General features: G+C 71.8%; 23 protein-coding genes. 15 read left to right on the top strand and 8 right to left on the bottom strand.

Annotated features, from left to right (window positions below; all coding sequences use genetic code 11):
- Positions 1-47: 47 nt before the first annotated feature.
- The 12 genes from ACH4D3_RS01790 to ACH4D3_RS01735 all read left to right on the top strand — a co-directional run bounded on the left by ACH4D3_RS01790 (position 48) and on the right by ACH4D3_RS01735 (position 10,311).
- Positions 48-620, top strand: a complete 573-nt coding sequence (locus ACH4D3_RS01790; RefSeq protein ID WP_398315266.1) for a GNAT family N-acetyltransferase — start codon at positions 48-50, stop codon at positions 618-620.
- Between the two features lie 149 nt (positions 621-769).
- Positions 770-853: a putative leader peptide gene (locus ACH4D3_RS01785; RefSeq protein ID WP_309475039.1), complete on the top strand. Its 84-nt coding sequence runs from the start codon at positions 770-772 to the stop codon at positions 851-853.
- 150 nt (positions 854-1,003) lie between these two features.
- On the top strand, positions 1,004-2,701 hold the full coding sequence (locus ACH4D3_RS01780; RefSeq protein ID WP_398315264.1) for a nitrite/sulfite reductase: 1,698 nt from the start codon (positions 1,004-1,006) through the stop codon (positions 2,699-2,701).
- On the top strand, positions 2,698-2,883 hold the full coding sequence (locus tag ACH4D3_RS01775; protein WP_398315262.1) for a hypothetical protein: 186 nt from the start codon (positions 2,698-2,700) through the stop codon (positions 2,881-2,883). Before ACH4D3_RS01780 ends, ACH4D3_RS01775 begins: the two co-directional genes overlap by 4 nt.
- Positions 2,880-3,590 carry a phosphoadenylyl-sulfate reductase gene (locus ACH4D3_RS01770; RefSeq protein ID WP_398315260.1) on the top strand — a complete coding sequence of 237 codons (711 nt, stop codon included), beginning with the start codon at positions 2,880-2,882 and terminating at the stop codon, positions 3,588-3,590. Before ACH4D3_RS01775 ends, ACH4D3_RS01770 begins: the two co-directional genes overlap by 4 nt.
- A gap of 1 nt (position 3,591) precedes the next feature.
- Positions 3,592-4,200 (top strand): adenylyl-sulfate kinase, encoded by a 609-nt coding sequence (gene cysC, locus ACH4D3_RS01765; RefSeq protein ID WP_398315258.1) that lies wholly within the window; start codon positions 3,592-3,594, stop codon positions 4,198-4,200.
- A complete protein-coding gene (gene cysD, locus ACH4D3_RS01760; protein ID WP_398315256.1) occupies positions 4,197-5,135 on the top strand; it encodes a sulfate adenylyltransferase subunit CysD in 939 nt (312 codons plus the stop codon). The genes cysC and cysD overlap by 4 nt, the downstream gene beginning before the upstream one ends.
- A 2-nt stretch (positions 5,136-5,137) precedes the next feature.
- The gene (locus ACH4D3_RS01755) at positions 5,138-6,493 is read left to right on the top strand and encodes a sulfate adenylyltransferase subunit 1 (RefSeq protein ID WP_398315254.1); all 1,356 of its coding nucleotides are present in this window, start codon (positions 5,138-5,140) and stop codon (positions 6,491-6,493) included.
- A 233-nt stretch (positions 6,494-6,726) separates the two neighbouring features.
- Positions 6,727-7,830, top strand: coding sequence for an aliphatic sulfonate ABC transporter substrate-binding protein (locus ACH4D3_RS01750; RefSeq protein WP_398315252.1), 1,104 nt, complete (start codon positions 6,727-6,729; stop codon positions 7,828-7,830).
- A gap of 33 nt (positions 7,831-7,863) precedes the next feature.
- A complete protein-coding gene (locus ACH4D3_RS01745; protein WP_398315250.1) occupies positions 7,864-8,658 on the top strand; it encodes an ABC transporter ATP-binding protein in 795 nt (264 codons plus the stop codon).
- Positions 8,645-9,556, top strand: coding sequence for an ABC transporter permease (locus tag ACH4D3_RS01740; protein ID WP_398315248.1), 912 nt, complete (start codon positions 8,645-8,647; stop codon positions 9,554-9,556). Before ACH4D3_RS01745 ends, ACH4D3_RS01740 begins: the two co-directional genes overlap by 14 nt.
- Positions 9,557-9,564: 8 nt before the next feature.
- The gene (locus tag ACH4D3_RS01735; RefSeq protein ID WP_398315246.1) at positions 9,565-10,311 is read left to right on the top strand and encodes a sirohydrochlorin chelatase; all 747 of its coding nucleotides are present in this window, start codon (positions 9,565-9,567) and stop codon (positions 10,309-10,311) included.
- Between the two features lie 15 nt (positions 10,312-10,326).
- Here the strand turns inward: ACH4D3_RS01735 and ACH4D3_RS01730 are convergent, their stop codons facing one another.
- Complete coding sequence (locus ACH4D3_RS01730) at positions 10,327-10,875, bottom strand: DUF1697 domain-containing protein (RefSeq protein ID WP_398315244.1); 549 nt, start codon at positions 10,873-10,875, stop codon at positions 10,327-10,329.
- 377 nt (positions 10,876-11,252) lie between these two features.
- On the opposite strand from ACH4D3_RS01730, the gene ACH4D3_RS01725 reads away from it, so the two are divergent.
- On the top strand, positions 11,253-13,517 hold the full coding sequence (locus ACH4D3_RS01725) for an MMPL family transporter (protein ID WP_398315242.1): 2,265 nt from the start codon (positions 11,253-11,255) through the stop codon (positions 13,515-13,517).
- Positions 13,518-13,589: 72 nt separating this feature from the next.
- Here the strand turns inward: ACH4D3_RS01725 and ACH4D3_RS01720 are convergent, their stop codons facing one another.
- The 5 genes from ACH4D3_RS01720 to ACH4D3_RS01700 all read right to left on the bottom strand — a co-directional run bounded on the left by ACH4D3_RS01720 (position 13,590) and on the right by ACH4D3_RS01700 (position 19,051).
- Complete coding sequence (locus tag ACH4D3_RS01720) at positions 13,590-14,843, bottom strand: glycosyltransferase (RefSeq protein ID WP_398315240.1); 1,254 nt, start codon at positions 14,841-14,843, stop codon at positions 13,590-13,592.
- On the bottom strand, positions 14,840-15,622 hold the full coding sequence (gene erm(O) / locus ACH4D3_RS01715) for a 23S rRNA (adenine(2058)-N(6))-methyltransferase Erm(O) (RefSeq protein ID WP_398315238.1): 783 nt from the start codon (positions 15,620-15,622) through the stop codon (positions 14,840-14,842). The genes ACH4D3_RS01720 and erm(O) overlap by 4 nt, the downstream gene beginning before the upstream one ends.
- A gap of 359 nt (positions 15,623-15,981) precedes the next feature.
- The gene (locus ACH4D3_RS01710) at positions 15,982-17,274 is read right to left on the bottom strand and encodes an ABC transporter substrate-binding protein (RefSeq protein WP_398315236.1); all 1,293 of its coding nucleotides are present in this window, start codon (positions 17,272-17,274) and stop codon (positions 15,982-15,984) included.
- A complete protein-coding gene (locus ACH4D3_RS01705) occupies positions 17,274-18,107 on the bottom strand; it encodes a carbohydrate ABC transporter permease (RefSeq protein ID WP_398315234.1) in 834 nt (277 codons plus the stop codon). The genes ACH4D3_RS01710 and ACH4D3_RS01705 overlap by 1 nt, the downstream gene beginning before the upstream one ends.
- On the bottom strand, positions 18,104-19,051 hold the full coding sequence (locus tag ACH4D3_RS01700; protein ID WP_398315232.1) for a carbohydrate ABC transporter permease: 948 nt from the start codon (positions 19,049-19,051) through the stop codon (positions 18,104-18,106). The genes ACH4D3_RS01705 and ACH4D3_RS01700 overlap by 4 nt, the downstream gene beginning before the upstream one ends.
- Before the next feature lie 152 nt (positions 19,052-19,203).
- Between ACH4D3_RS01700 and ACH4D3_RS01695 the strand changes: the two genes are divergently transcribed.
- Positions 19,204-20,070: a phosphotransferase enzyme family protein gene (locus ACH4D3_RS01695; RefSeq protein WP_398315230.1), complete on the top strand. Its 867-nt coding sequence runs from the start codon at positions 19,204-19,206 to the stop codon at positions 20,068-20,070.
- Positions 20,071-20,137: 67 nt separating this feature from the next.
- On the opposite strand, the gene ACH4D3_RS01690 is transcribed toward ACH4D3_RS01695, so the two are convergent.
- Together ACH4D3_RS01690 and ACH4D3_RS01685 are read right to left on the bottom strand one after the other, a co-directional pair.
- Complete coding sequence (locus ACH4D3_RS01690; protein WP_398315229.1) at positions 20,138-20,872, bottom strand: 3'-5' exonuclease; 735 nt, start codon at positions 20,870-20,872, stop codon at positions 20,138-20,140.
- A 114-nt stretch (positions 20,873-20,986) separates the two neighbouring features.
- Complete coding sequence (locus tag ACH4D3_RS01685; protein WP_398315227.1) at positions 20,987-22,237, bottom strand: SAV2148 family HEPN domain-containing protein; 1,251 nt, start codon at positions 22,235-22,237, stop codon at positions 20,987-20,989.
- Positions 22,238-22,602: 365 nt separating this feature from the next.
- Between ACH4D3_RS01685 and glgX the strand changes: the two genes are divergently transcribed.
- Complete coding sequence (glgX, locus tag ACH4D3_RS01680) at positions 22,603-24,711, top strand: glycogen debranching protein GlgX (protein ID WP_398315225.1); 2,109 nt, start codon at positions 22,603-22,605, stop codon at positions 24,709-24,711.
- Positions 24,712-24,717 lie beyond the last annotated feature (6 nt).

Here is a 24,717-nt window from a genome sequence, read left to right as displayed (position 1 = left end):
GGAGCGGGGATCGACAGATCCGCGGAACGGATGATTCCCTGACCGGCATGACCAACATCGCCGTGACCACGTGGTCCCTGGAGCAGACGGCGCCCACCGATCTGCTGCCGGCCGCCGCACCGGAGGGGGACGTCCGGATCGTCCGCGCCGAGGTGCCCTCCCCCGAGTTCAGCCGTTTCCTGTACGCGTCGGTCGGTGGCGACATCCGCTGGACGGACCGGCTCGGCTGGAGCCACGCGCGGTGGCGGGAGCACCTGGAGCGGCCGGGCGTGGAGACCTGGGTCGCCCACGACCGCGGCACGCCCGCCGGATACGTGGAGCTGACGCCCGGCGACGACGGGGTCGTGGAGATCGAGTACTTCGGCCTGATCGAGGCCTTCCGCGGCCGGCGCATCGGCGGCCACCTCCTCTCGTACGGCACCGCCCGCGCCTGGGACCTGGCGGAACGCTGGCCGGGGCTGGCCACCACCAAGCGGGTGTGGCTGCACACCTGCAGCAAGGACGGCGAGTACGCCATGGACAACTACCAGCGCCGCGGCTTCCGGCTCTTCGACACCAAGGTGGAGGAGGAGGCGGACGTGGCCACCCCCGGACCGTGGCCCGGGGCCTTCCCCGCCTGACCAGCACCGACACGTCTGTTTTCGGCCGTCCGGCCGAGCCCTCACCGCACATGTGATCCACGACACCCTTGTCTCGCTCCACGAGACAAGGGTGTCCACATTTTGGATTAAGCTGGACCAGTCACAGATCGCCGTGCCACGCTTCCGTCATGCCTGGAACTGGAATTGCCTTGGTGAGTCGGCGGCACGTCGACCTCGGCCGCATGTCCAGCGCCATCTGTCCGGGCCGCTGAGAGCACTCTCCAGCACCTCCGGATTCCCCGCATTCGCCTCGCTCCCGCGCAATGACGCGCACGCGTGTCTCACGTACGCCCACGTAGTGCCATGCGCCATGCGCGCAGGTCAGAGCCGCATTTCGCCTGTCACCAAAGGACGTGTCACCCATGGCCGCCACCCCGCCCGACTCCGCTGCCGCGACCCCGCGCCGCAAGGTGAGCCGTCACCGCGGCGAGGGCCAGTGGGCGGCCGGACACTTCACCCCGCTCAACGGCGCCGAGCAGTTCAAGAAGGACGACGACGGTCTCAATGTGCGGACACGCATTGAGACGATCTACTCCAAGCGGGGCTTCGACTCGATCGACCCCAACGACCTGCGCGGACGCTTCCGCTGGTGGGGCCTGTACACCCAGCGCCGTCCCGGCATCGACGGCGGCCGCACCGGTCTGCTGGAGCCGGAGGAGCTCGAGGACGAGTACTTCATGATGCGCGTCCGCATCACCGGCGGGCGGCTCACCACCGAGCAGTTGCGGACCATCGGCGAGCTGTCCGAGACCTACGCCCGCGGCACCGCCGACATCACCGACCGGCAGAACATCCAGTTCCACTGGGTCCGCATCGAGGACGTGCCCAGCATCTGGGAGCGGCTGGAGGCCGTCGGCCTGTCCACCACCGAGGCGTGCGGCGACTGCCCGCGCGGCATGCTCGGCTCCCCGGTGGCCGGCGTCGCCGAGGACGAGATCATCGACGGCACGGCCGCCCTGGACGAGATCGCCCGCCGCTACCTCGGCGACCCGCGCTTCTCCAACCTGCCGCGCAAGTACAAGACGGCGGTCAGCGGCTCCCCGCTGCTCGACGTCGCCCACGAGATCAACGACATCTCCTTCGTCGGCGTGGTCCACCCCGAGCACGGCCCCGGCTTCGACCTGTGGGTCGGCGGCGGCCTGTCCACCAACCCCAAGTTCGGTGTGCGGCTGGGGGCCTGGGTGCCCGAGTCCGAGGTCCCGGACGTGTGGGAGGGCGTCACCTCCATCTTCCGCGACCACGGCTACCGGCGGCTGCGCAACCGCGCCCGCCTGAAGTTCCTGGTCGCCGACTGGGGCGCGGAGAAGTTCCGCAAGGTCCTGGAGGACGACTACCTGGGCCGCAGGCTGATCGACGGCCCGGCGCCGGAGATGCCCGCGCAGCAGTGGCGCGACCACATCGGCGTGCACCGCCAGAAGGACGGCCGCTTCTACGTCGGCTTCGCCCCGCGCGTGGGACGCATGGACGGCTCGGTGCTCACCAAGGTCGCCGAGCTGGCCGAGAACCACGGCTCGGGCCGGGTGTCCACCACCGTCGAGCAGAAGATGATCGTCCTCGACGTGCCCGGCGACCGGGTCGACTCCCTCGTGGAGTCCCTGGAGGCGCTGGACCTGCGGGTCAAGCCCTCGCCGTTCCGGCGCGGCACGATGGCCTGCACCGGCATCGAGTTCTGCAAGCTCGCCATCGTCGAGACCAAGGAGCGCGGCAGCGACCTGATGGACGAGCTGGAGCGCCGGATGCCGGACTTCGACGAGCCCCTCACCATCAACATCAACGGCTGCCCGAACGCCTGCGCCCGCATCCAGACCGCGGACATCGGCCTCAAGGGCCAGCTGATGACCGACTCCGAGGGGCGGCAGGTCGGCGGCTACCAGGTGCACCTGGGCGGCGCCCTCGGCCTGGAGCCGAGCTTCGGCCGCAAGGTGCGCGGCCTGAAGGTGACCTCCGACGAACTGCCGGACTACATCGAGCGCGTCCTCACCCGCTTCCAGGCCGAGCGCGAGGACGGCGAGCGCTTCGCCGCCTGGGCGGCCCGGGCCTCCGAGGAGGCCCTGTCGTGAGCGAGCGCGCCGCGCCCTTCTACTGCCCCTACTGCGGCGACGAGGACCTGCGTCCCGGCGAGCAGGGCCACGGCGCCTGGGAGTGCGGGGCGTGCAACCGCGCATTCCAGCTGAAGTTCCTCGGACTGCTCGCCCGGGGTCTTCAGTCCGACTCCGACTCCACGGGAGGGGAACGGATATGACGGCGGTTCAGGAAGAACGTACGGCCGAGGACCTCAAGGCGCTGGCCGAGCGGGCGGGCCGCGAGCTGGAGGACGCCACCGCGCTGGAGATCCTCCAGTGGGCGGCGAAGACGTTCGGCAGCCGCTTCTGCGTGACCTCCTCCATGGAGGACGCGGTCGTCGCCCACCTCGCCTCCCGCGCCCTGCCCGGCGTGGACGTGGTGTTCCTCGACACCGGCTACCACTTCCCGGAGACCATCGGCACCCGCGACGCGGTCGAGGCCGTGATGGACGTGAACGTCATCACGCTCACCCCCCGGCAGACGGTCGCCGAGCAGGACGCCGAGTACGGGCCGCGGCTGCACGACCGCGACCCCGACCTGTGCTGCGCGCTGCGCAAGGTGAAGCCGCTGGAGGAGGGCCTGCGGGGCTACCAGGCCTGGGCGACCGGGCTGCGCCGGGACGAGTCGGAGACGCGGGCGAACACGCCGGTCGTCGGCTGGGACGAGAAGCGGGGCAAGGTGAAGATCTCGCCCATCGCCAAGTGGTCACAGGAAGATGTGCAAACGTACGTCACCGAGCACGGCGTCCTCACGAACCCGCTGCTGATGGACGGCTATGCCTCCGTGGGCTGCGCGCCCTGCACCCGTCGTGTGCTGGAGGGCGAGGACGCCCGCGCCGGACGCTGGGCGGGCCGCTCGAAGACCGAGTGCGGACTGCACGGCTGACATGACGACCACCAAGGGACCGACGGCCACCGGGCCGACGACCACCCGACCATCGAGATCCAGGGAGAACCACGTGACGACCGGAGCCACCGTCTGGCTCACGGGGCTGCCCAGCGCCGGCAAGACCACCATCGCCCGCGAGCTGGCCGACCGCCTGCGTGAGGAGGGCCGGCGCGTCGAACTGCTCGACGGCGACGAGATCCGCGAGTTCCTCTCCGCGGGCCTCGGCTTCGACCGCGCGGACCGGCACACCAACGTGCAGCGCATCGGCTTCGTCGCCGAACTGCTCGCCCGCAACGGCGTCACGGCCCTGGTCCCGGTGATCGCGCCGTACGCGGACAGCCGCGACGCGGTGCGCGAGCGGCACGGGGCGAACGGCACGGCGTACGTCGAGGTGCACGTGGCCACGCCCGTCGAGGTGTGCTCGGTGCGCGACGTGAAGGGCCTGTACGCCAAGCAGGCCGCGGGCGAGCTGACGGGGCTCACCGGGGTGGACGACCCGTACGAGGAGCCCGTCAAGCCCGACCTGCGCATCGAGTCGCAGGACCAGACCGTGCAGGAGTCCGCCGCGGCGGTCCACGCGCTGCTCACCGAAAGGGGACTGGCATGACGACGACCGCCGAAGCGGCGCGGGAGGGTACGGCGGGCCCGTACGCCCTCTCCCACCTCGACGCCCTCGAGTCGGAAGCCGTGCACATCTTCCGCGAGGTGGCGGGCGAGTTCGAGCGGCCGGTGATCCTCTTCTCCGGCGGCAAGGACTCGATCCTGATGCTGCACCTGGCGCTGAAGGCGTTCGCCCCGGCGGCCGTGCCGTTCTCCCTGCTGCACGTGGACACCGGGCACAACTTCCCCGAGGTCCTCGACTACCGCGACCGCACGGTCGAGCGGCACGGGCTGCGCCTGCACGTCGCCTCCGTGCAGGACTACATCGACCGCGGGGTGCTCAGGGAGCGCCCGGACGGCACCCGCAACCCGCTCCAGACGCTGCCGCTGACCGAGAGGATCCAGGCGGAGAAGTTCGACGCGGTCTTCGGCGGCGGGCGCCGCGACGAGGAGAAGGCCCGGGCCAAGGAGCGGGTGTTCTCGCTGCGCGACGAGTTCTCCCAGTGGGACCCGCGCCGCCAGCGCCCCGAGCTGTGGAACCTGTACAACGGCCGGCACGCCCCCGGCGAGCACGTCCGCGTCTTCCCGCTCTCCAACTGGACCGAGCTGGACGTGTGGCAGTACATCGCCCGCGAGGGCATCGAACTGCCGCAGATCTACTACGCCCACGAGCGCGAGGTCTTCGCCCGCTCCGGCATGTGGCTGACGGCCGGTGACTGGGGCGGCCCCAAGGACGGCGAGACGACCGAGAAGCGGCGGGTGCGCTACCGCACCGTCGGCGACATGTCCTGCACCGGCGCCGTCGACTCGGACGCCGACAGCATCGAGAAGGTCATCGCCGAGATCGCCGTCACCCGGCTCACCGAACGCGGCGCCACCCGCGCCGACGACAAGATGTCCGAGGCCGCGATGGAAGACCGCAAGCGCGAGGGGTACTTCTAGACATGACCAGCACCACTGAACCCGTCGAGCCGCTGTCGGTCTGGCAGCTGTCGGAGTCGACCCTGCTGCGGTTCGCCACCGCGGGCTCGGTCGACGACGGCAAGTCCACGCTGGTCGGCCGGCTGCTGCACGACTCCAAGTCGGTCCTCACCGACCAGTTGGAGGCCGTCGAGCGCGCCTCCGCGAGCCGCGGCCAGGAGGCCCCGGACCTGGCGCTGCTCACCGACGGCCTCAGGGCCGAGCGCGAGCAGGGCATCACCATCGACGTGGCCTACCGCTACTTCGCCACCCCGCGCCGCCGGTTCATCCTGGCCGACACCCCCGGGCACGTGCAGTACACGCGGAACATGGTCACCGGCGCCTCCACGGCCGAGCTGACGGTGATCCTGGTCGACGCCCGCAACGGCGTCGTCGAGCAGACCCGCCGGCACGCCGCGATCGCCGCCCTGCTGCGCGTCCCGCACGTCGTCCTCGCCGTCAACAAGATGGACCTGGTCGACTACCGGGAGTCCGTGTTCGCGGCCATCGCCGAGGAGTTCACGGCATACGCCACCGAGCTGGGCGTCCCGGAGGTCACCGCGATCCCCATCTCGGCCCTGGAGGGCGACAACGTGGTGGAGGCGTCGGCGGTCATGGACTGGTACGGCGGCCCGACGGTGCTCGAACACCTGGAGACCGTCCCGGTCAGCCACGACCTGGCGCACTGCCACGCCCGGCTGCCGGTGCAGTACGTGATCCGGCCGCAGACCGCCGAGCACCCCGACTACCGCGGCTACGCGGGGCAGATCGCCGCCGGCACCTTCCGGGTGGGCGACGAGGTCACCGTGCTGCCCTCGGGCCGCACCTCGAAGGTGTCCGCCATCGACGTGCTCGGCGAGCCGGTCGACGCCGCCTGGACGCCGCAGTCGGTGACGCTGCTCCTGGAGGACGACATCGACGTCTCGCGCGGCGACCTGATCGTGCCCAGCGAGGACGCGCCGGCCACCAGCCAGGACGTCGAGGCCACCGTCTGCCACGTCGCCGACGCGCCGCTCACCGTGGGCCACCGGGTGCTCCTCAAGCACGGCACCCGTACCGTCAAGGCCATCGTCAAGGACATCCCGGCCCGGCTCACGCTGGACGACCTGTCGCTGCACCCGCACCCCGGGCAGCTGGTCGCCAACGACATCGGCCGCGTGAAGGTCCGCACCGCCGAGCCGCTGCCCGCCGACTCCTACGCCGACTCGCGGCGCACCGGCTCGTTCATCCTGATCGACCCCAGCGACGGCACCACGCTCACCGCCGGCATGGTCGGCGAGTCCTTCGCCGCGCCGGAGCCGGTCAAGGACGCGGCCGACGACGACGGGTGGGACTTCTGAGCATGTCCTCCCCCGACTTCTACTCCACGTTCGCCAAGGAGGGCGGCCGCGTCGGCAGCGGCGCCGAAGGCAGCGGCCAGGGCGGAGTGGCGCGATGTGCGCGGTGACGTACGCGCACCGCTCGCGCGCCCTCACCCCCCACAGCCGAAGACCTGCCGACCTCCCGGCCACGCCCTGACACCTCGGACCCACCGACAGGCGTGCGTGCCGGACCAACGAGAGGAACACCTCCCGTGCCTGCCACCACCGCCCTGCGCCGCACCCTCGCGGTCATGGCCGCCCTTCCGTTGCTCACCCTGGCCGCCTGCGGGTACGGCTCCGAGGCGAAGGACGACGACAGCGCCAAGGTCGCCGAGGGCGCCGAGAAGATCGACGGTCTCGACTCCGTCCGGATCGGCTACTTCGGCAACATCACCCACGCCACCCCGCTGGTCGCCAACCAGAAGGGCTTCTTCCAGAAGGCGCTGGGCGCCACCGAGGCCAAGTACGCGGTCTTCAACGCGGGCCCGTCCGAGATCGAGGCGCTGAACTCCGGCTCCATCGACATCGGCTGGATCGGCCCCTCGCCCTCGATCAACGGCTACACCAAGTCCGGCGGCAAGAACCTGCGCATCATCGGCGGTTCGGCCTCGGGCGGCGTGAAGCTCGTGGTCAACCCCGACAAGATCAAGTCCCTGAAGGACGTCAAGGGCAAGCGCATCGCCACCCCGCAGCTGGGCAACACGCAGGACGTGGCGTTCCTCAACTGGATCGCCGAGCAGGGCTGGAAGGTCGACGCGCAGAGCGGCAAGGGCGACGTGACGGTCGTCCGCAGCGACAACAAGGTCACCCCGGACGCCTACAGGTCCGGCTCCCTGGACGGCGCCTGGGTGCCCGAGCCCACCGCGTCCAAGCTGGTGGCCGCGGGCGGCAAGGTGCTCCTGGACGAGTCGACGCTGTGGCCCGACGAGAAGTTCGTGATCACGAACATCATCGTGTCGCAGAAGTTCCTCAAGGAGCACCCGAAGGCCGTGCAGGCGGTGCTCGAGGCGTCGGTCGACACCAACGAGTGGATCACGGCCAACCCGGACGAGGCGAAGACCGCGGCCAACGCCCAGCTGGAGAAGGACTCCGGCAAGGCGCTCCCGGCGGACGTGCTGGACCCGGCCTGGGAGTCGATCAAGCTCACCGACGACCCGCTGGCCTCCACCCTCGACGCCCAGGCGGAGCACGCCGTGAAGGCCGGTCTGCTGGACGAGCCCGACCTGAACGGCATCTACGACCTGACGCTGCTGAACAAGGTCCTCAAGGCCAAGGGCAAGCCCGCGGTCGACGACGCCGGGCTCGGCGTCGAGTAAAGCCCGGATCCGACCACCCAGGAGGTGACGACCATGGCCACGACCACGACCCTCGCCAAGGCCGCCGACGGCACCGAGCCGGCCGAGTACGCCGCCCGGATCGAGCACGTCTCGAAGTCCTTCGCGGGCCCCGCCGGGCAGCAGCTCGTCCTGGACGACATCACCCTCGATGTCGCGCCCGGCGAGTTCGTCACCCTCCTGGGCGCCTCCGGCTGCGGCAAGTCCACGCTGCTGAACCTGGTGGCGGGCCTGGACCGGCCCAGCGCGGGCGGCATCAGCACGGACGGGCGGCCGGCCCTGATGTTCCAGGAGCACGCCCTGTTCCCGTGGCTGACCGCGGGCAAGAACATCGAACTCGCCCTCAGGCTGCGGGGCGTGCCCAAGACCGAGCGCCGCGACAAGGCGGAGGAACTGCTCGAACTCGTCCGTCTGAAGGGCGCGTACGGCAAGCGGGTGCACGAGCTGTCGGGCGGTATGCGCCAGCGGGTCGCGATGGCCCGGGCGCTGGCCCAGGAGAGCAAGCTGCTGCTGATGGACGAGCCGTTCGCGGCGCTTGACGCCATCACGCGGGACGTGCTGCACGACGAACTGACCCGCATCTGGCGCGAGACGCAGGTGTCCGTGCTGTTCGTGACGCACAACGTCCGCGAGGCCGTGCGGCTGGCCGAGCGGGTGGTGCTGCTGTCCTCCCGTCCCGGGCGCATCGCGCGCGAGTGGACGGTCGGCATCCCGCAGCCGCGCCGTATCGAGGACACCGCCGTGGCGGAGCTGTCCGTCGAGATCACCGAAGAACTGCGTGGGGAGATCCGCCGACATGGCCAGCACTGACACGACGCGTCCCGCCGGGGGCGCGGGGGCGAAGGACGGCGGCGACCTCGCCGGTCTGGAGGCGGGCCTGGACGCACTGGAGTCGGTGCAGCAGGGACGCACACCGCTGCGGCAGACCCTGGTGGAGAAGGTCCTGCCGCCCACCGTCGCGGTCCTGCTGGTCCTCGCGGTGTGGCAGGCCCTGGTCTCCTTCGAGATCGTCGACGACCCCACCAAGCTGCCCGCACCGTCCGACGTGTGGGACGTGCTGCACCAGGCCTGGCTCCAGGGCGAACTGCTCGGCTACATCTGGACCAGCGTCTCGCGCGGTCTGCTCGGCTTCTGCTTCGCGCTGGTCATCGGCACCCCGCTGGGGCTGCTGGTGGCGCGGGTGAAGTTCGTGCGGGCGGCGATCGGCCCGATCCTGTCCGGCCTCCAGTCGCTGCCGTCGGTGGCCTGGGTGCCGCCGGCCGTGATCTGGCTGGGCCTGAACAACTCGATGATGTACGCCGTCATCCTGCTCGGCGCGGTGCCCTCCATCGCCAACGGCCTGGTGTCCGGCGTCGACCAGGTCTCCCCGATCTTCCTGCGGGCGGGGCGCACGCTGGGCGCCACGGGGCTGAAGGGCACCTGGCACATCGTGCTGCCGGCCGCGCTGCCCGGCTACGTCGCCGGTCTCAAGCAGGGCTGGGCCTTCTCCTGGCGCTCGCTGATGGCCGCAGAGATCATCGCCTCCTTCCCCGACCTGGGCGTCGGCCTCGGGCAGTTGCTGGAGAACGGCCGCAACGCCAGCGACATGGCCATGGTCTTCGAGGCCATCCTGCTCATCCTGGTCGTCGGCATCGCCATCGACCTGCTGATCTTCAGCCCGCTGGAGCGCTGGGTGCTGCGCAGCCGCGGGCTGCTGGTGAAGGGCTGAGGCACACCATGTCCGCACCGGCCCGCCCCGTACTCCTGGTCGTTGCCCACGGCAGCCGCGACCCGCGGCACGCCCAGGCCGTGCACGCCCTGGTCCGCCGGGTGCGTGCGCTGCGTCCGGACGTACGGGTGGAGACCGGCTTCCTGGACTTCAACGTCCCCTCGGTGCAGGGCGTCCTGGAGTCCCTGGAGACGGAGGGCGTGCGGGACGTCGTGGCGCTCCCGCTGCTGCTGACCCGCGCCTTCCACGCCAAGGCGGACATCCCCGCGGTACTGGCGGCGGCGCCGCCGCGCCTGAGGATCCGGCAGGCCGAGGTGCTCGGTCCCTCGCCGCTGCTGCTGTCGGCGCTGGAGCGGCGCCTGTACGAGGCGGGCCTGACGCCCGCCGACAAGTCCTCGACCGGGGTCGTACTGGCCTCGGCGGGGTCCTCCGACCCGGAGGCGATCGCAGTGATCGCTGAAATCGCGCGGGAGTGGCGGCACACCGGTTGGTGCGCCGTGCGGCCTGCGTTCGCCTCCGCATCCCTTCCGCGCACCGAGGACGCGGTACGGCGGTTGCGCGAGCTGGGCTGTGCGCGCGTCGCCGTCGCCCCGTACGTGCTGGCGCCGGGCTTCCTGCCGGACCGCATCGCGCGGGGCGCGGCCGGGGCGGACGTGCTGGCGGACGTGCTGGGGCCCGCACCTGAGGTGGCGCGGGTCCTGCTGGAGCGGTACGACGCGGCGCGGGTGCCGGTGGCGCTGGCGGTCGGCGCCTGAGGCCCGGGACCCCCGTCAGGCGCCCGTCAGCTCCACCAGCTTGGTGACCGTGTTCCAGTTGCGGCTGGTGGCGATCAGGCCCTTGTTGACGCGGGGTTTGGCGAGGGCCTCGGCCAGCTTGGAGCGGCCCAGGCCGTCCGGCGCGTAGAGGTACAGGGCGCGGTCGCCGAGGCGGAACTCCTCGGGGTGGAAGGACGGGGCGTCGATCCCCGCGAACCGGTCCGCGTCGACGGGCGCGGAGAAGTAGGTGACGTGCAGCTGCTTGCCCTCCAGCTCGGCGGCCGGGAACGGGCACGCCTCGACGATCCCCTTCAGATAGGCGTGGTCGCGCACGATCACGTCCACGGGGAAGCCGAACCGCTTCTCGATCGCTTCCGCCAGCTCCGCGGCCAGGGTGTCCTCGTCGTCGTGGCCGGACGCGAAGACGGCCTGTCCGCTCTGCAGATGGGTGCGTACGGCGTCGTGGCCGAGGGAGGCCAGCAGCGCGCGCAGGTCGGCCATCGGGACCTTCCGGCTGCCGCCCACGTTGATCCCGCGCAGCAGCGCCGCGTACCTGGTCGTCATCCGCACACCATAGAACGGCCGTCGTGCCCCGTGGGGGTGGGCACGACGGCCGGGTCCGCGCGCCGGGCGCACGTGCGCGTCACTCTCGCCGATGCGGTGCGCGGGGTTCAACCGCTACACACGCCTGTGACTTAATCAACAACTCTTCCAAAAGGCTCCGGGGCGCCACGGCACCCTGATCAACGTCCCTGGTATCGCCGGGTAGATGTAAGGGGCCGGGATCCTCCTCAGCGGTGAGTGCGGCGGTACGGAGGGATGAGGACGGCGCCGCCGCACGTCACCGGAGAGCACGACGCGACGGCCTTATGCGGCCCATACCTTCGAAACGCAAGGTGGCGGCAGGGGGCCGGCACCGCTCATGAGGGGGCAGGCCGGTCATGCGGAACCGAGAGACACGGGTGCGGGGCATAGCTGCCCGGGCGGGCGGCTGGAGTGCCCGGCACCGATGGGCCGCCGTCGGGATCTGGGTGCTGTTCGTCGTCCTGGCGACGGGGCTCGGTTCGGCGGCCGGCCGGGTCGACGTCAAGGACAGCGACCAGATGGGCGGCGAGACGCACACCGCCGCCCGGATCGTCGAGGACGCCGGGATCGACGAGCCGGCCGGCGAGACGGTCCTGATCCAGGCGAAGTCCGGTGATGTGAAGGCCACCGACGCCGAGTTCCGGGCCGCGGTCGGCGCGGTCGTCACGGCGGTGGAGGGCACCGGGAAGGTCACGGGCGTCACCTCGCCGTACGACGCGAAGACGATCTCGAAGGACGGCCGCAGCGCCCTGGTGCAGTTCGACATGCGCGGCGAGGCGGACACCGCGGGCGAGCGGGTCGAGCCGGTGCTGAAGGCGGTCGAGGGGGTCCAGAAGGAGCACGACTCGCTGCGGATCGAGGAGATCGGCGGCGCCAGCATGATGAAGACGTTCGACGACGCGTTCGGCGACGACTTCAAGAAGGCCGAGTACTCGGCGGTGCCGGTGGCCCTGGGCATCCTGCTCGTCGCGTTCGGCGCGCTGGTGGCGGCGCTGGTCCCGGTGGCGCTGGCGATCACCGCGATCGTCGCGACGATGGGGCTGATGGGCCTGGTCAGCCATGTCCAGCCGATGAGCGAGACCGCCAACTCCGTGATGCTGCTGGTCGGTCTGGCCGTCGGCGTCGACTACTGCCTGTTCTACCTGCGCCGGGAGCGCGAGGAGCGGGCCGCCGGGCGGGACGCGCAGACGGCGCTCAGGATCGCCGCCGCCACCAGTGGCCGGGCGATCGTCGTCTCCGGCGTCACGGTGTGCGTGGCGATGGCGGGCATGCTGTTCACCGGCATCGCCGAGTTCGAGGCGATGGGCCTGGCCTCGCTGATGGTGGTCGCGGTCGCCATGGTCGGCTCGGTGACGGTACTGCCGGCGCTGCTGTCCCTGCTGGGCGAGCGGGTGGAGAAGGGCCGCGTGCCGTTCCTGCGGCGGCGCCGGCCGAGCGGCGGCACCGGTGAGGGCAGCCGGTTCTGGACGGCGGTGCTCAAGCGCGTACTGGCCAAGCCGCTGCTCGCCGCCGCGGTCGCCGTCGGCGCGCTGCTGGCCGTCGCCGCGCCCGCGCTGGGCATGAAGACGCAGAACCTCACGCTGGACCAGGAGTTCGGCGACTCGCTGCCCATCGTGCAGACGTACAACCGGGTCAACGAGGCCTTCCCCGGCGGGTCCGACCCGGCCGAGGTGGTCGTGAAGGCCGACGACATCAACGCGCCCGAGGTGCGGGCCGCGCTCGCCGACTTCCGGGAGCGGGCGATCAGTTCGGGGGCCTCCCTCGGGCCCGTGGACATCACGATGCACGACGAGCAGAACGTCGCGCTGGTGTACGTCCCGCTGGTCGGCGGCTCCGACCAGGACAAGGCGGGCGAGAGCCTGGACAAGCTGCGCGACGACGTCCGGCCCGCGACGCTCGGCAAGGTCGACGGCGTCGAGGCGCCGATCACCGGTCAGGTGGCCGGAAACAAGGACTTCAACGACCAGCTCGTCGGATCGGTCCTGCCGGTCTTCGCCTTCGTCGTGGTCTTCGCCTTCCTGCTGATGCTGCTGTCCTTCCGCTCGCTGACGATCGCGCTCACCTCGATCGTCCTCAACCTGCTGTCGGTGGGCGCGGCGTACGGCATCCTGGTCGCCGTCTTCCAGCACGGCTGGGGCGCCTCGCTGGTGGGCGCGGAGGGCGTGGGCGCCATCATCACGTGGCTGCCGCTGTTCCTCTTCGTGATCCTGTTCGGACTGTCGATGGACTACCACGTGTTCGTGGTCTCCCGGATCCGTGAGGCGCGGCTGCGCGGGCGCTCCACCCGGGACGCGATCCAGCACGGCGTGGTCACCACGGCGGGGGTCGTCACCAGCGCCGCCGTCATCATGGTCGCGGTGTTCGCCATCTTCGGCACGCTGTCCATGCAGTCGATGAAGCAGATGGGCGTGGGCCTGGCGGCGGCGGTGCTGATCGACGCGACGATCATCCGGGGTGTCCTGCTGCCGGCCGTGATGTCGCTGCTCGGCGAGCGCAACTGGTACCTGCCGAAGTGGCTGCACCGGCTGCCGGACCTGACCCACGACGAGTCGCCCGAGGCGATCGCGCCGGCCGTCCGGGACGGCGAGCGCGGGGAGCGGGGCGAGCCGGTCGGGGTCTGACCGGCACGCACCACGGGCGGGGGCCCGCCGGTTCCGGGGGAACCGACGGGCCCTTCGCCGTGCTGTGGCGGGTCAGGCGCGCGCGGCGGCCAGCTCCGCCTCGATGAGGTCGGCGGCCCGCCGGGTGCCGCCCTCCTGGGCCATCCGCGCCTGGATCTCCTTCAGCCGCGCCGCCGCCTCCGGGTCGTCGACCAGGGCGAGGGCGGCGGTGCGCAGCGCCTCGGCGGTGGCCTCCTCGGTCGCGAGGGTACGGGCGACGCCGAGGCCCTGGAGCATGTCGGCGTTGCCGAACTGGTCCGCGGCCTGCGGTACGGCGATCATCGGCGTGGCGGTGGCCAGGCCCTCCTGGCTGCCGCCCGCACCCGCGTGGGTGACGAACAGGTCGGCCTGCTGGAGGATCGCCAACTGCGGTACCCAGGTACGGACCTCCACGTTGTCCGGTACGTCGCCCAGCTCGGCGGGGTCGACGTGCCGGCCGACCTGGAGCACGGTGTGCCAGCCGGGCAGCTCGCCGAAGGCCCGGACGCACTCCCGGTAGAACGCGGGCTGCTTGGTGAAGGCGGACCCGAGGGAGACGAGGACGACCTTCGCCGCGCCCTCGGGACGGGTCCAGTCGCCCTCGGCGGTGCGGTCCCCCTGGCAGGCGCCGACGAAGGTGTACGTCTTCTCGTCCACCCGGTCGGCGTTGGGCTGGAGTGCCTTGGGGATCAGCACCAGGGAGCGGTCGGGGCGGCCGACGAAGGGGTCGGGGTGGTCGGTGATGCCGTTCTCCTCCAGCCAGGCGTGGAAGCGGGCGTAGTACGCCTGCCCGCGCTCGGTCTTCAGCGGCTCCTCCCACATCGGCTCGCCGACCTCCTGCTCATAGCCCTCCCAGGCGACCATGCAGGGCGACAGGGAGATCACGGGCACGTCCCAGCGGCGGCCGAGGACGCGGGCGGTGTAGGAGCCGATGTCGTGCAGGACCAGGTCCGGCTCGTCGCCCTCGTAGGCCTCGGCGAGCTGCGGGAGTGCCTGGATCGCGTCGTCGAGGAAGGGCTCCACGTTGTCCAGCAGGGTGCTCCCCCACGCCTCCGGGTCGGCGTCGGGACCGGGCAGCGTGCTGTTCCAGAGCTTGGGTTCGGCGCCCGCCTCGGCGACCTTGTCCGCGAGGATCGGCGGGATCGCGTACGTCACCCGGTGCCCTCGTGCGACGAGCTCGCGGATCACCTCCAGGCTGGGGTTCACGTGGCCGTGGGCGGCGATGGAGAACATGGCGATGTGCGCGGGACTGGTCATGCGACGACCGTATGCGAGACGAGACGTCTCGTGCAACTCTTTTCGGTTCATGGCGCCAGCTCCTCGTGCAGCCGCAGCCACCGCTCGGGGGCGACCTCTGCGACGAGTGCGCCGGGGTCGAGCCGCGCGGCCCGGAACGCCGCGTCCACCCGGCGCCGGGGATGGGCGCGCCGCAGGGAGGCGTGCAGTGAACCGCCGACGCCGGAGAACCCCAGCTCGACCAGGTCCGTCCAGCCGCGTCCCGCGCCCGCGCCGATCAGCGGGGCGGGGCGGCGTTCGATGCGGAGGATGCCGGCGTCGACGCGCGGCGCCGGGCGGAAGCGGAGGCGGCCCACCCGGCCGACCAGCCGCCACTCGTGCCGCGGCCAGGTCAGGATCGTGAGCCGGGTCCAGCGGCCGTAGTCGCCGGTGCGTTTGCGGGCGTACTCGAGCTGGGTGAGGAGGGTCGCGTCGGTGAGGCCGGGCGCGGTCAGGCACCAGTCGACGATGTCGGCCGTGCGCGAGAAGGGCACGTTCCCGGCGACCGAGAACGGCGTGCGCGGGGGCCGGGCGGCGAGGAAGTCACCGGGGACGACGCGGACGTGCGGGCTGCGCGCGAAGCGTGCGCGGAGTCCGGGGACGAGCCGTGGGTCGATCTCGTAGGCGTGCAGCTCGCGGCTGCGGCGGGCGAGCGGCTCGGTGAGCGCGCCCTTGCCCGCGCCCACTTCGAGCACGAGGGGAGGGCGCGGGCGGTCGGCGGCGGCGGCGAGCCGGGCGACGTGCTCGGCGGTGGCGCGGTCGGCGAGGAAGTTCTGCGAGAGCGTGCGGGCACGCTGGGTGGGGCGGGCCATGGCCTGCGGTCCTTGTCTTCCGTGACAGGAGGGGAAAAGGGCAGCCGAAGGCCCTGACCGGAAGACGAAGGCAAAAGGGAATGCGAGGGCTCAGCCCCGCCGCGCGTGCGCGGGACGCGTCGGGCGCGTCGGGCGCGTCAGCGGCGGGGGGACCCCGGGCCGGTCAGGGCTCCGGGGCCGCGCCGCATCCTGATGGAGTACGTGCAGCCCCGGCCGAGACCGGAGTCGAAGATCGCGTTGAAAGCTGCCACGGACGCGACGCTAGGCGGCCGGGCACGCGGCGGGCAACGGGTTTTCGCGCGGGCGGCCCGCGACGGGCGTTCGACGATCGGCCGTCGGCGGGCTTCCCGCGGGCGCCGTCAGCGCTGGTAGCGGGCGAGTACCAGGTTGCCGTCCTCCTCCAGTCTGTGGCGCAGTTCGCCGATGCCGATCGCTCCGCTGTAGTACTCCTGGAGCGCCGGGGTCGCCACCTTGTCCTTCCACTCGGCGTAGCCCCGCACCGACTGCGCGGGCGCCGGGCGCAGGTGGGCGGCCAGGGCGGTGCCGGTGGCCCAGCCGTGCTTGTCGGTGTGCAGTGCGGGGTCCTTCAGGGCCTGCTCCCCGGTGGGCAGCATCCAGTCGCCGAGCGCGAGGCGCACCATGTTGTCCGGCTGGAGGAGGAAGTCGACGAACGCGGCGGCCTCCTTCTTGTGCGGGCTGTCCTCGGCGACGGACAGGGTCTGCGGGCTGACCCCCTGGGCGAGCCCGTCGGCGCCGGCCGGGGCGGGCAGCACCTGCCAGTCGAAGCCCTCGGGTGCCTGCTGCTCGATCTGCTGGCGGTAGGAGAAGCCGAGCGGCACCATCGCGTACTTGCCCGCGAAGAAGCCGGGCAGGGTGTCGGAGCCGCCGCTGCCCAGGGTGGTGGGCGAGGCGCTGCGGTCGGTGTCGACCTGGTCGTGGACGGTGCGGGGCACCACCTGGTCGCCCGCCTCGAAGCGGACGGTCACCTTTCCGTCGGCGCCGCGGTGGAACAGCTTGCCGCCGGTGGACAGGGAGAGGTTGAGCGTGGCGGAGACGGGCTCCTTGAGCGGCCAGGCCACCCCGTACGTGCCGTCGCCGCTCAGCTCCTTCGTCACCTGCCGGAACTCCGCCCAGCTCCAGGGGTGTTTGGGCGTCGGGATCCGGACGCCGGACTTCTTGAGCAGGGTGGCGTTGGCGATCAGCACCCGCGGTTCCTGGAGGAACGGCACTCCGTAGACGCCGTCGCCGAAGGCGACCGTCTCCCAGCTGCGTTGCGGTATGTCCGACTTCAGCCGCGCGGGCAGCAGTTCGGTGAGGTCGGCGAGGTAGCCGCCGTAGGCGAAGTCGGCGAGGTCGTCGGAGGCGTCGTGGATGATGTCGGGCGCCTCGCCGCCCTCGAAGGAGGTGAGCAGCTGGTCGTGGACGCTGTCCCAGCTGCCCTGGACGTACTCGACGCGCACGTCCGGGTGGGCGGCGTTCCACTCCCGCACCAGTTCCTTGTTGGCCCGCACGGACTCGTCCTGCCAGGCCAGGGACTGGAAGCGCAGGGTGATCCGGCCGTCGTCCGCCCCGTCGCCGCCGCCCGAGCAGCCCGCGAGCAGCAGGACGGCACAGACGAACAGGGTGAGGATCCTCGTGGGCGTCCGCATCATCAGCTCTTCACCGCCCCGGCGAGCATGCCGCCCGTGATCCGCCGCTGGATGAGGGCGAAGACCAGCAGCGAGGGCAGGGTGGCGAGGAAGGCGGCCGCGGCGAGCGGTCCGAGGTCGGCGACGCCCTCGGCCCCGATGAAGTGGGTGAGGATCACGGGCAGGGTCTGCTTCTCCGGGGTCTTCAGCAGCACCAGCGCGAAGAAGAACTCGTTCCACGCGGTGATGAACGCGAACAGGGCCGTCGCCACGATCCCAGGCGCGAGCAGCGGCGCGGTCACCGAGACCAGGGTCCGCAGCCGTCCGGCGCCGTCGACCGCGGCCGCCTCCTCCAGCTCGCGCGGCACGGCGCGGACGTATCCGGTGAGCATCCACAGCGCGAACGGCAGCGACCAGACGACGTACACCAGGACCAGGCCGGGGACGGAGTTGATCAGGCCGAGGTTCTTCAGGACCAGGAACAGCGGGATGATCAGCAGGACGAAGGGGAATGCCTGGCTGACCACGACCCACCCGGCGGCCGCCTTGGCGAGCCGGCCGCGGCGGCGCGCCATGACGTACGCCATCGGGGTCGCGATCAGCACGGCGATCACGGCGGCGCCGAGCGCGGCGAGCAGGGAGTTGAGCCCGGCGCGCAGCAGTGGCTGCTCGTCGAAGGCCTGCCGGAAGTTGTCGAGGGTGGGGTCCTCGGGGATCCAGGTGGGGTGCAGACTGGCCAGCTCGCGCGGCGGTTTGAACGCGATGGAGATCAGCCACAGGAACGGGAAGGCCAGGAAGACCAGGTAGCCGAGCAGCGCCGCGTACTGGCCCGTGCGGGCCGCGGTGGAGGTTCTCACGCCTCGGCACCTCCCTTGGCCTCGCCCCGGAGCCGGCCGACGAGGAAGACGGCCAGCAGGACCGAGATCAGGGCGACCATGACGCAGCCCATGGCCGCCGCGTAGCCGAACTGGCCGTAGCGGAAGGCCTCTTCGTAGGCGAAGAGCATGGGCAGCCGGGTGCGGCCGCCGGGGCCGCCGTTGGTCAGTACGTAGACCAGGGCGAAGGAGTTGAAGTTCCAGATGAGGTTGAGCGCGGTGATGGCGAGCGCGACGGGTCTGAGGGCGGGCCAGGTGACCGTGCGGAAGCGGCGCCAGGCTCCCGCGCCGTCCACCGCGGCCGCCTCGTGCAGCTCGCGCGGGGTGTTCTGGAGTCCGGCGAGCAGCGCGACCGTCGTCTGCGGCATGCCGGCCCAGACGCCGACGACGATGACGGCGGGCAGGGCGGTGCCGAGGCCGCTGAGCCAGTCGTGGCCGTTGCCGAGGCCGAGGTCGCGCAGGGTTTCGTTGAGGATGCCCGCGTCCGCGTTGTAGACCAGCCGCCACATGATGCCGACGACGACCTCGGGCATCGCCCAGGGGATGATCGCCAGGGCCCGGGCCAGCCAGCGCAGCCGGAGGTTCTGGTTGAGCAGCAGGGCGAGACCGAGGGCGAGCAGGAACTGCGGCACGGTCACCCCGACGGCCCACACCAGGCCGATCCGGAACGACTCCCAGAAGAGCGTGTCGTGCAGCAGGTCCCGGAAGTTCAGGGCGCCGATCCACTCGGTGGGCTCGGTGCGGCCCGACTGGGCGTCGGTGAACGCCAGCAGGATGCCGTAGAGCAGCGGTCCGACGCTGAGGACCAGGATCGGGATCAGCGCGGGCAGCACCAGGAACCAGGCGCCGTGGTCCGGCGCACCCCGAGGGGCGTCCGGGCCGGGCGCACGGTGCGCCGGTCTTCTCGACTCGGTCACCAATGTCACGTAATCAACCCCTTTGCACGGCTCGGACGGGCCTGGTCATGGTCGTGAAGTGACCGCGTCCCGTCAAGAGCCCCGGGACGTGCCCCCACCTGTGCGAATGGGACACTGGCCGACGGATGGCGGGAACCGCACGGACACGGAGGCACGGGACGATGGACGAGGCACGGGCGCGGGAGGTGCTGGCCGCGGCGGAGGTGCTGCCCGGCCCGGCGTCCAAGGCGCGGCTGCTGGCCCTCGGCGAGAACGCGGTGTTCGCCGCGGGTGACCTGGCGGTCAAGGTGGGCCGCGACGCGGAACTCCTCGGGCGGGCCCGCCGGGAACTGGCCGTCGCCCTCTGGCTGGAGGAGGCGGGCGTCCCGGCGGTGCGGGCGGCGGCGCCGACGGCCCTGTTCGTCGACGGGCACCCGGTGACGGTGTGGCGGCGGCTGCCCGAACCGGTGCGGCCCACCGAGCCCCGGGACGTGGCCGCGCTGCTCCGGCTCGTCCACGAGCTGCCCCTCCCCTCCTCCTTCGAGCTGCCGCCCCGCGAGCTGCTCGGCGGCGTGGAACGCTGGCTGCGCCTGGCGGGCGAGGTGATCGACCCCGCGGACGCCGCGTATCTGCGTGCGCGCCGGGACGGCTTCGCGTCGGCGGCCGCCGCGCTCACCCCGCACCTGACGCCGGGTCCGATCCACGGGGACGCGCTGCCCCGCAACGTGCACGTCGGTCCCGACGGGCCGGTCCTGATCGACCTGGAGACCTTCTCCGCCGATCTGCGCGAGCACGACCTCGTGGTGATGGCGCTCAGCCGGGACCGCTACGGGCTGCCCGCCGAGGCGTACGACGCCTTCACCGCGACCTACGGCTGGGACGTGCGCGAGTGGGACGGCTGCGCGGTGCTGCGCGGCGCCCGGGAGACCGCGAGCTGCGCATGGGTGGCCCAGCACGCGCCGAGCAACCCGAAGGCGCTGGCCGAGTTCGAACGCAGGGTGGCGTCGCTGCGGGACGAGGACCCCGAGGTGCGCTGGTACCCCTTCTGACCCGGGGGTGCGTCGGGCCGGGGTGCGTCGGGCCGGGGTGCGTCGGGCCGGGCGGTGACGGGCCGGGTCAGACCCGCTCGTCGGCCGGCTCCTCGGCCAACTCGCGCAGCGGCCAGGTCCCGTCGACGACGGCCGTGGCGTCGCCCTTGCGGCGCAGGAAGCTCTGGAAGTCCGCCGCCCACTCGGCATACCACTCGATCTGGCGGCGGTGCAGGTCCGCCGGTCCGAGGGCCGCGACCTTGGGGTGGCGGCCGGCTATCGCGCAGGCGAGCCGGGCCGCCGCGAGGGCGTCGGCCGTGGCGTCGTGGGCGGCGTCGAGCGGGACTCCGTACTCCCGGCAGACCGCTTCCAGATTGCGCTTGCCCCGGCGGTAGCGGTCGACGGAGCGGTCGATCGTGTACGGGTCGATGACCGGGGCGGGGTCCAGGCCGCCCAGCCGCTCGCGCAGGGACGGCAGCGCGTGGCGCCGCAGTTCGGCGGAGAGCAGGGTGAGGTCGAAGGCCGCGTTGTAGGCGACGACCGGGACGCCCGCCTTCCAGTGGTCCACGAGGACCGTGGCGATGGCGTCCGCGACCCGGTCGGCGGGCCGGCCCTCGCGGGCCGCGCGTTCGTTGGTGATGCCGTGCACCGCGACCGCGTCCGCCGGGATCTCCACTCCGGGGTCGGCCAGCCACTCCCGCCGGCCGAGCGGCTCCGAGCCCCTGACCTCGATCACGGCTCCCGTGACGATGCGCGCCTCGCGCGGATCGGTGCCCGTCGTCTCCAGGTCGAAGCCGATCAGCAGGTCCCGGTGCCAGCCCATGGGCGGTCCCCCTTCTTGGTGGTGCGTTCCCCCAGTGGTCTCCACCCTCGCACGGGCCACTGACAATCAGAGGATCGCATTCCGCTTACGCCCGCACCGATCCCGGGCCCGCCTTCACGACACCGGCCTCGAATCCGCCCACATCAGCTCGAATTCCTCACGGTAGGTAGGGAAAAGTCCCACCTCGTCGACGTGGTCCGACTTCACGACCTTTCCCCCGTTCCGCCCGTTGCGCAGGACCAGGACCGGCGCCTCCATGCCCCGGGTGCGGCGCAGGTAGGACTGCACCACCGCGATGCCGTCGGCGCCGTCGCCGTCGACGAGGTAGGCCGTGAAGCGGGGCGTCTCGTCGAAGACCTGGATCTCGAAGGCGCCCGGGTCCCGCAGCCGGGCCCGCACGCGGCGCATGTGCAGGATGTTCATCTCCACGGCACGGCTCAGCTCGCCCCGCTTGATGCCCAGTTCGCGCTCGCGGCGCTTGATCGCGCTGGAGGCCGGGTTGAGGAAGAGCAGCCGTACCCGGCCGCCGCCCTCGGCCATCCGCAGCAGGCGGCGGCCGGAGAAGTTCTGCACGAGCAGGTTGAGGCCGATGCCGAGGGCGTCCACGCGGCGGGCGCTGCCGAACAGGTCCTCGGCCGGGAACTGGCGCAGCAGCCGCACCCGGTCCGAGTGCACGGCGACCACGTCGGCGTAGCGGTCCCCGACCAGGTCCTCCACCGCGTCCACCGGGAGCCGGCGCGCGGACGGCACGTCGCTGCCCGCGCCGAGCACCTCGAGCAGCCGCGCCGAGGCCCGCTCGGCCTGGTTCAGGACCGCCTCGGACAGGGCCCGGTTGCGGGAGACGACGTTGCGGGTGACCTCCAGCTCGTCCAGGGCCAGTTCGACGTCGCGGCGCTCGTCCACGTAGGGCTCGAAGCAGGGCCAGTGCTGCACCATCAGCTCGCGCAGCTGCGGCAGGGTGAGGAAGCTGAGGACGTTGTCGTCGGCCGGGTCGAGCAGGTAGCCCTTGCGGCGGCTGACCTCGCGCACCGCGACGGCGCGCTGCACCCACTCCTGGCCGGCGGGTCCGGCGGCGGCGACCACCCAGTCGTCGCCGTGCACCGGTTCGTAGACCGGCCGCAGCACGGCGGCCACGACCGCGCGCAGCCGCTGCTCGACCAGGTTCAGCCAGATGTAGGCCCGGCCCGCCCGCTGCGCACGCGTGCGCACCTCGTGCCAGGCCCCGGCGTCCCAGTCCAGCTCGGGACCGATCGCGCCCGCGTTCATCGGCCGCGCCAGGGACACCGCACCGGGCGGGACGTCCGTGGAGTTCCCCTGGTGACCGTCGTCGTCACCAGGAGGCAGCTCCAGCCCTCCCGAGCCCACCCGAGTACCGCCTTCCGCTCCCCCGGACACTGCCGGGGACACCCCGTCCCAACGATCAAGGAAGGGTACTCCGGTAGCGGTCCGCGGTGCAGCCCGATGGACGGGCCGGTTTTGCCAACCTCCTTGATCCAAAGGCGTGTTCCGCTCGTGCTCACACCGGGGAGTGAGCGGATTCATAGCGGTGACGTGCCCGGGTGCCGCAGCGGCGGCTCCGCCCCCTCCCGGCGACGCGCACGGAGGGATCGCCGCCCGGGTGGGTAGGAGGACGTACGTGCTAGGTGGTCGCCTCACTTTCGGGGAGACTTCCGGGGGACTCGGAGCCAAGGCGTCCGCACCGGCGCCCCACACCTGAAAGAGTCGTGTTCATGCAGGTCTGGCCTGGAGAGGCGTATCCACTGGGTGCCACGTACGACGGCGCCGGCACCAACTTCGCGGTCTTCACGGAGGCCGCCGACCGAGTAGAGCTGTGTCTGCTGCACGACGACGGTTCGGAGACCGCGGTCGAGCTGCGGGAGAGCGACGCCTTCGTGCGGCACGCGTACGTGCCGGGCGTGATGCCGGGGCAGCGGTACGGGTACCGCGTGCACGGCCCGTACGCCCCGGAGCGCGGACTGCGCTGCAACAGCGCCAAGCTGCTCCTCGATCCGTACGCGCGTGCGATCAGCGGGGAGGTCCGGTGGGGCGAGGAGGTGTACGGCTACCACTTCGGCGCACCCGAACGGCGCAACGACCTCGACTCGGCCCCGCACACGATGACGTCGGTCGTGGTCAACCCGTACTTCGACTGGGGCGACGACCGGCGCCCCCGGACGGAGTACCACCACACGGTGATCTACGAGGCCCATGTGAAGGGCCTGACCATGCGCCACCCGGGCCTGCCCGAGGAGCTGCGCGGCACCTACGCGGCCCTCGCGCACCCGGCGCTCATCGAGCACCTCACGGGGCTCGGGGTGACCGCGCTGGAGCTGATGCCGGTGCATCAGTTCGTCAACGACCACCGGCTGGTGGACATGGGCCTCAACAACTACTGGGGCTACAACACGGTCGGGTTCTTCGCCCCGCACAACGCCTACGCCTCCTGGGGCGACCGCGGCCAGCAGGTGCTGGAGTTCAAGTCGGCGGTCAAGGCGCTGCACGAGGCGGGGATCGAGGTGATCCTGGACGTCGTCTACAACCACACAGCCGAGGGCAACCACCTGGGCCCGACGCTGTCCTTCAAGGGGCTGGACAACCCCTCGTACTACCGGCTGGCCGACGATCCCCGCTACTACACGGACACCACGGGGACCGGGAACTCGCTGCTCATGCGGTCCCCGCACGTACTCCAGATGATCATGGACTCACTGCGGTACTGGGTCACCGAGATGCACGTGGACGGGTTCCGTTTCGACCTCGCGGCCACCCTGGCCAGGCAGTTCCACGAGGTGGACCGGCTGTCGTCGTTCTTCGACCTGGTGCAGCAGGACCCCGTGGTCTCCCAGGTGAAGCTGATCGCCGAGCCGTGGGACGTGGGCGAGGGCGGCTACCAGGTGGGCAACTTCCCGCCGCTGTGGACCGAGTGGAACGGCAAGTACCGGGACACGGTGCGGGACCTGTGGCGCGGCGAGCCGCGCACGCTGGCGGAGTTCGCGTCCCGGCTGACCGGGTCGTCCGACCTCTACCAGGACGACGGGCGCCGCCCGCTGGCCTCGATCAACTTCGTGACCTGCCACGACGGCTTCACCCTGCACGACATGGTGGCCTACAACGACAAGCACAACCACGCCAACGGCGAGGACAACCGGGACGGCGAGAGCCACAACCGCTCCTGGAACTGCGGTGTCGAGGGCGACACCGACGATCCGGCGGTGCTGGAGCTGCGGGCCCGGCAGATGCGCAACTTCGCCGCCACGCTGCTGCTCTCCCAGGGCGTCCCGATGCTCAGCCACGGCGACGAGTTCGCCCGCACCCAGCGGGGCAACAACAACGCCTACTGCCAGGACAACGAGCTGGCGTGGGTGGCGTGGCCCGACGACGGCCACGACCTCCTGGAGTTCACCCGCGCGATGGTCTGGCTGCGCAAGGACCACCCGGTCTTCCGCAGGCGCCGCTTCTTCCACGGGCGCCCGGTGCAGGGCACCCACGACGAGCTGTCGGACATCGCCTGGTTCACGCCGGAGGGCGCGGAGATGACCCAGCGGGACTGGAACTCGGCACGGGCCTCCGCGCTCACGGTCTTCCTGAACGGCAACGCGATCTCCGAGCCCGGCACCCGCGGGGAGCGCATCGCCGACGATTCGTTCCTGCTGATGTTCAACGCCGCGCCGAGGCCGCTGGACTTCGTGGTGCCGGTCGACCACGGCCGGCAGTGGGAGGTGGTCGTCGACACCGCCCTGACGGCCGGGGTGCCCGCGGGCACGGGCCCGAAGGTGCAGGCCGGGGACCGGCTGACGCTGCTGGACCGGAGCCTGACGGTGCTGCAGCGGCCGGTGTAGGGGGCC

Source organism: Streptomyces sp. NPDC018026 (assembly GCF_044327745.1).
GTDB lineage: Bacteria > Actinomycetota > Actinomycetes > Streptomycetales > Streptomycetaceae > Streptomyces > Streptomyces rubrogriseus.
This window is presented reverse-complemented; position numbering and strand designations above follow the sequence as displayed.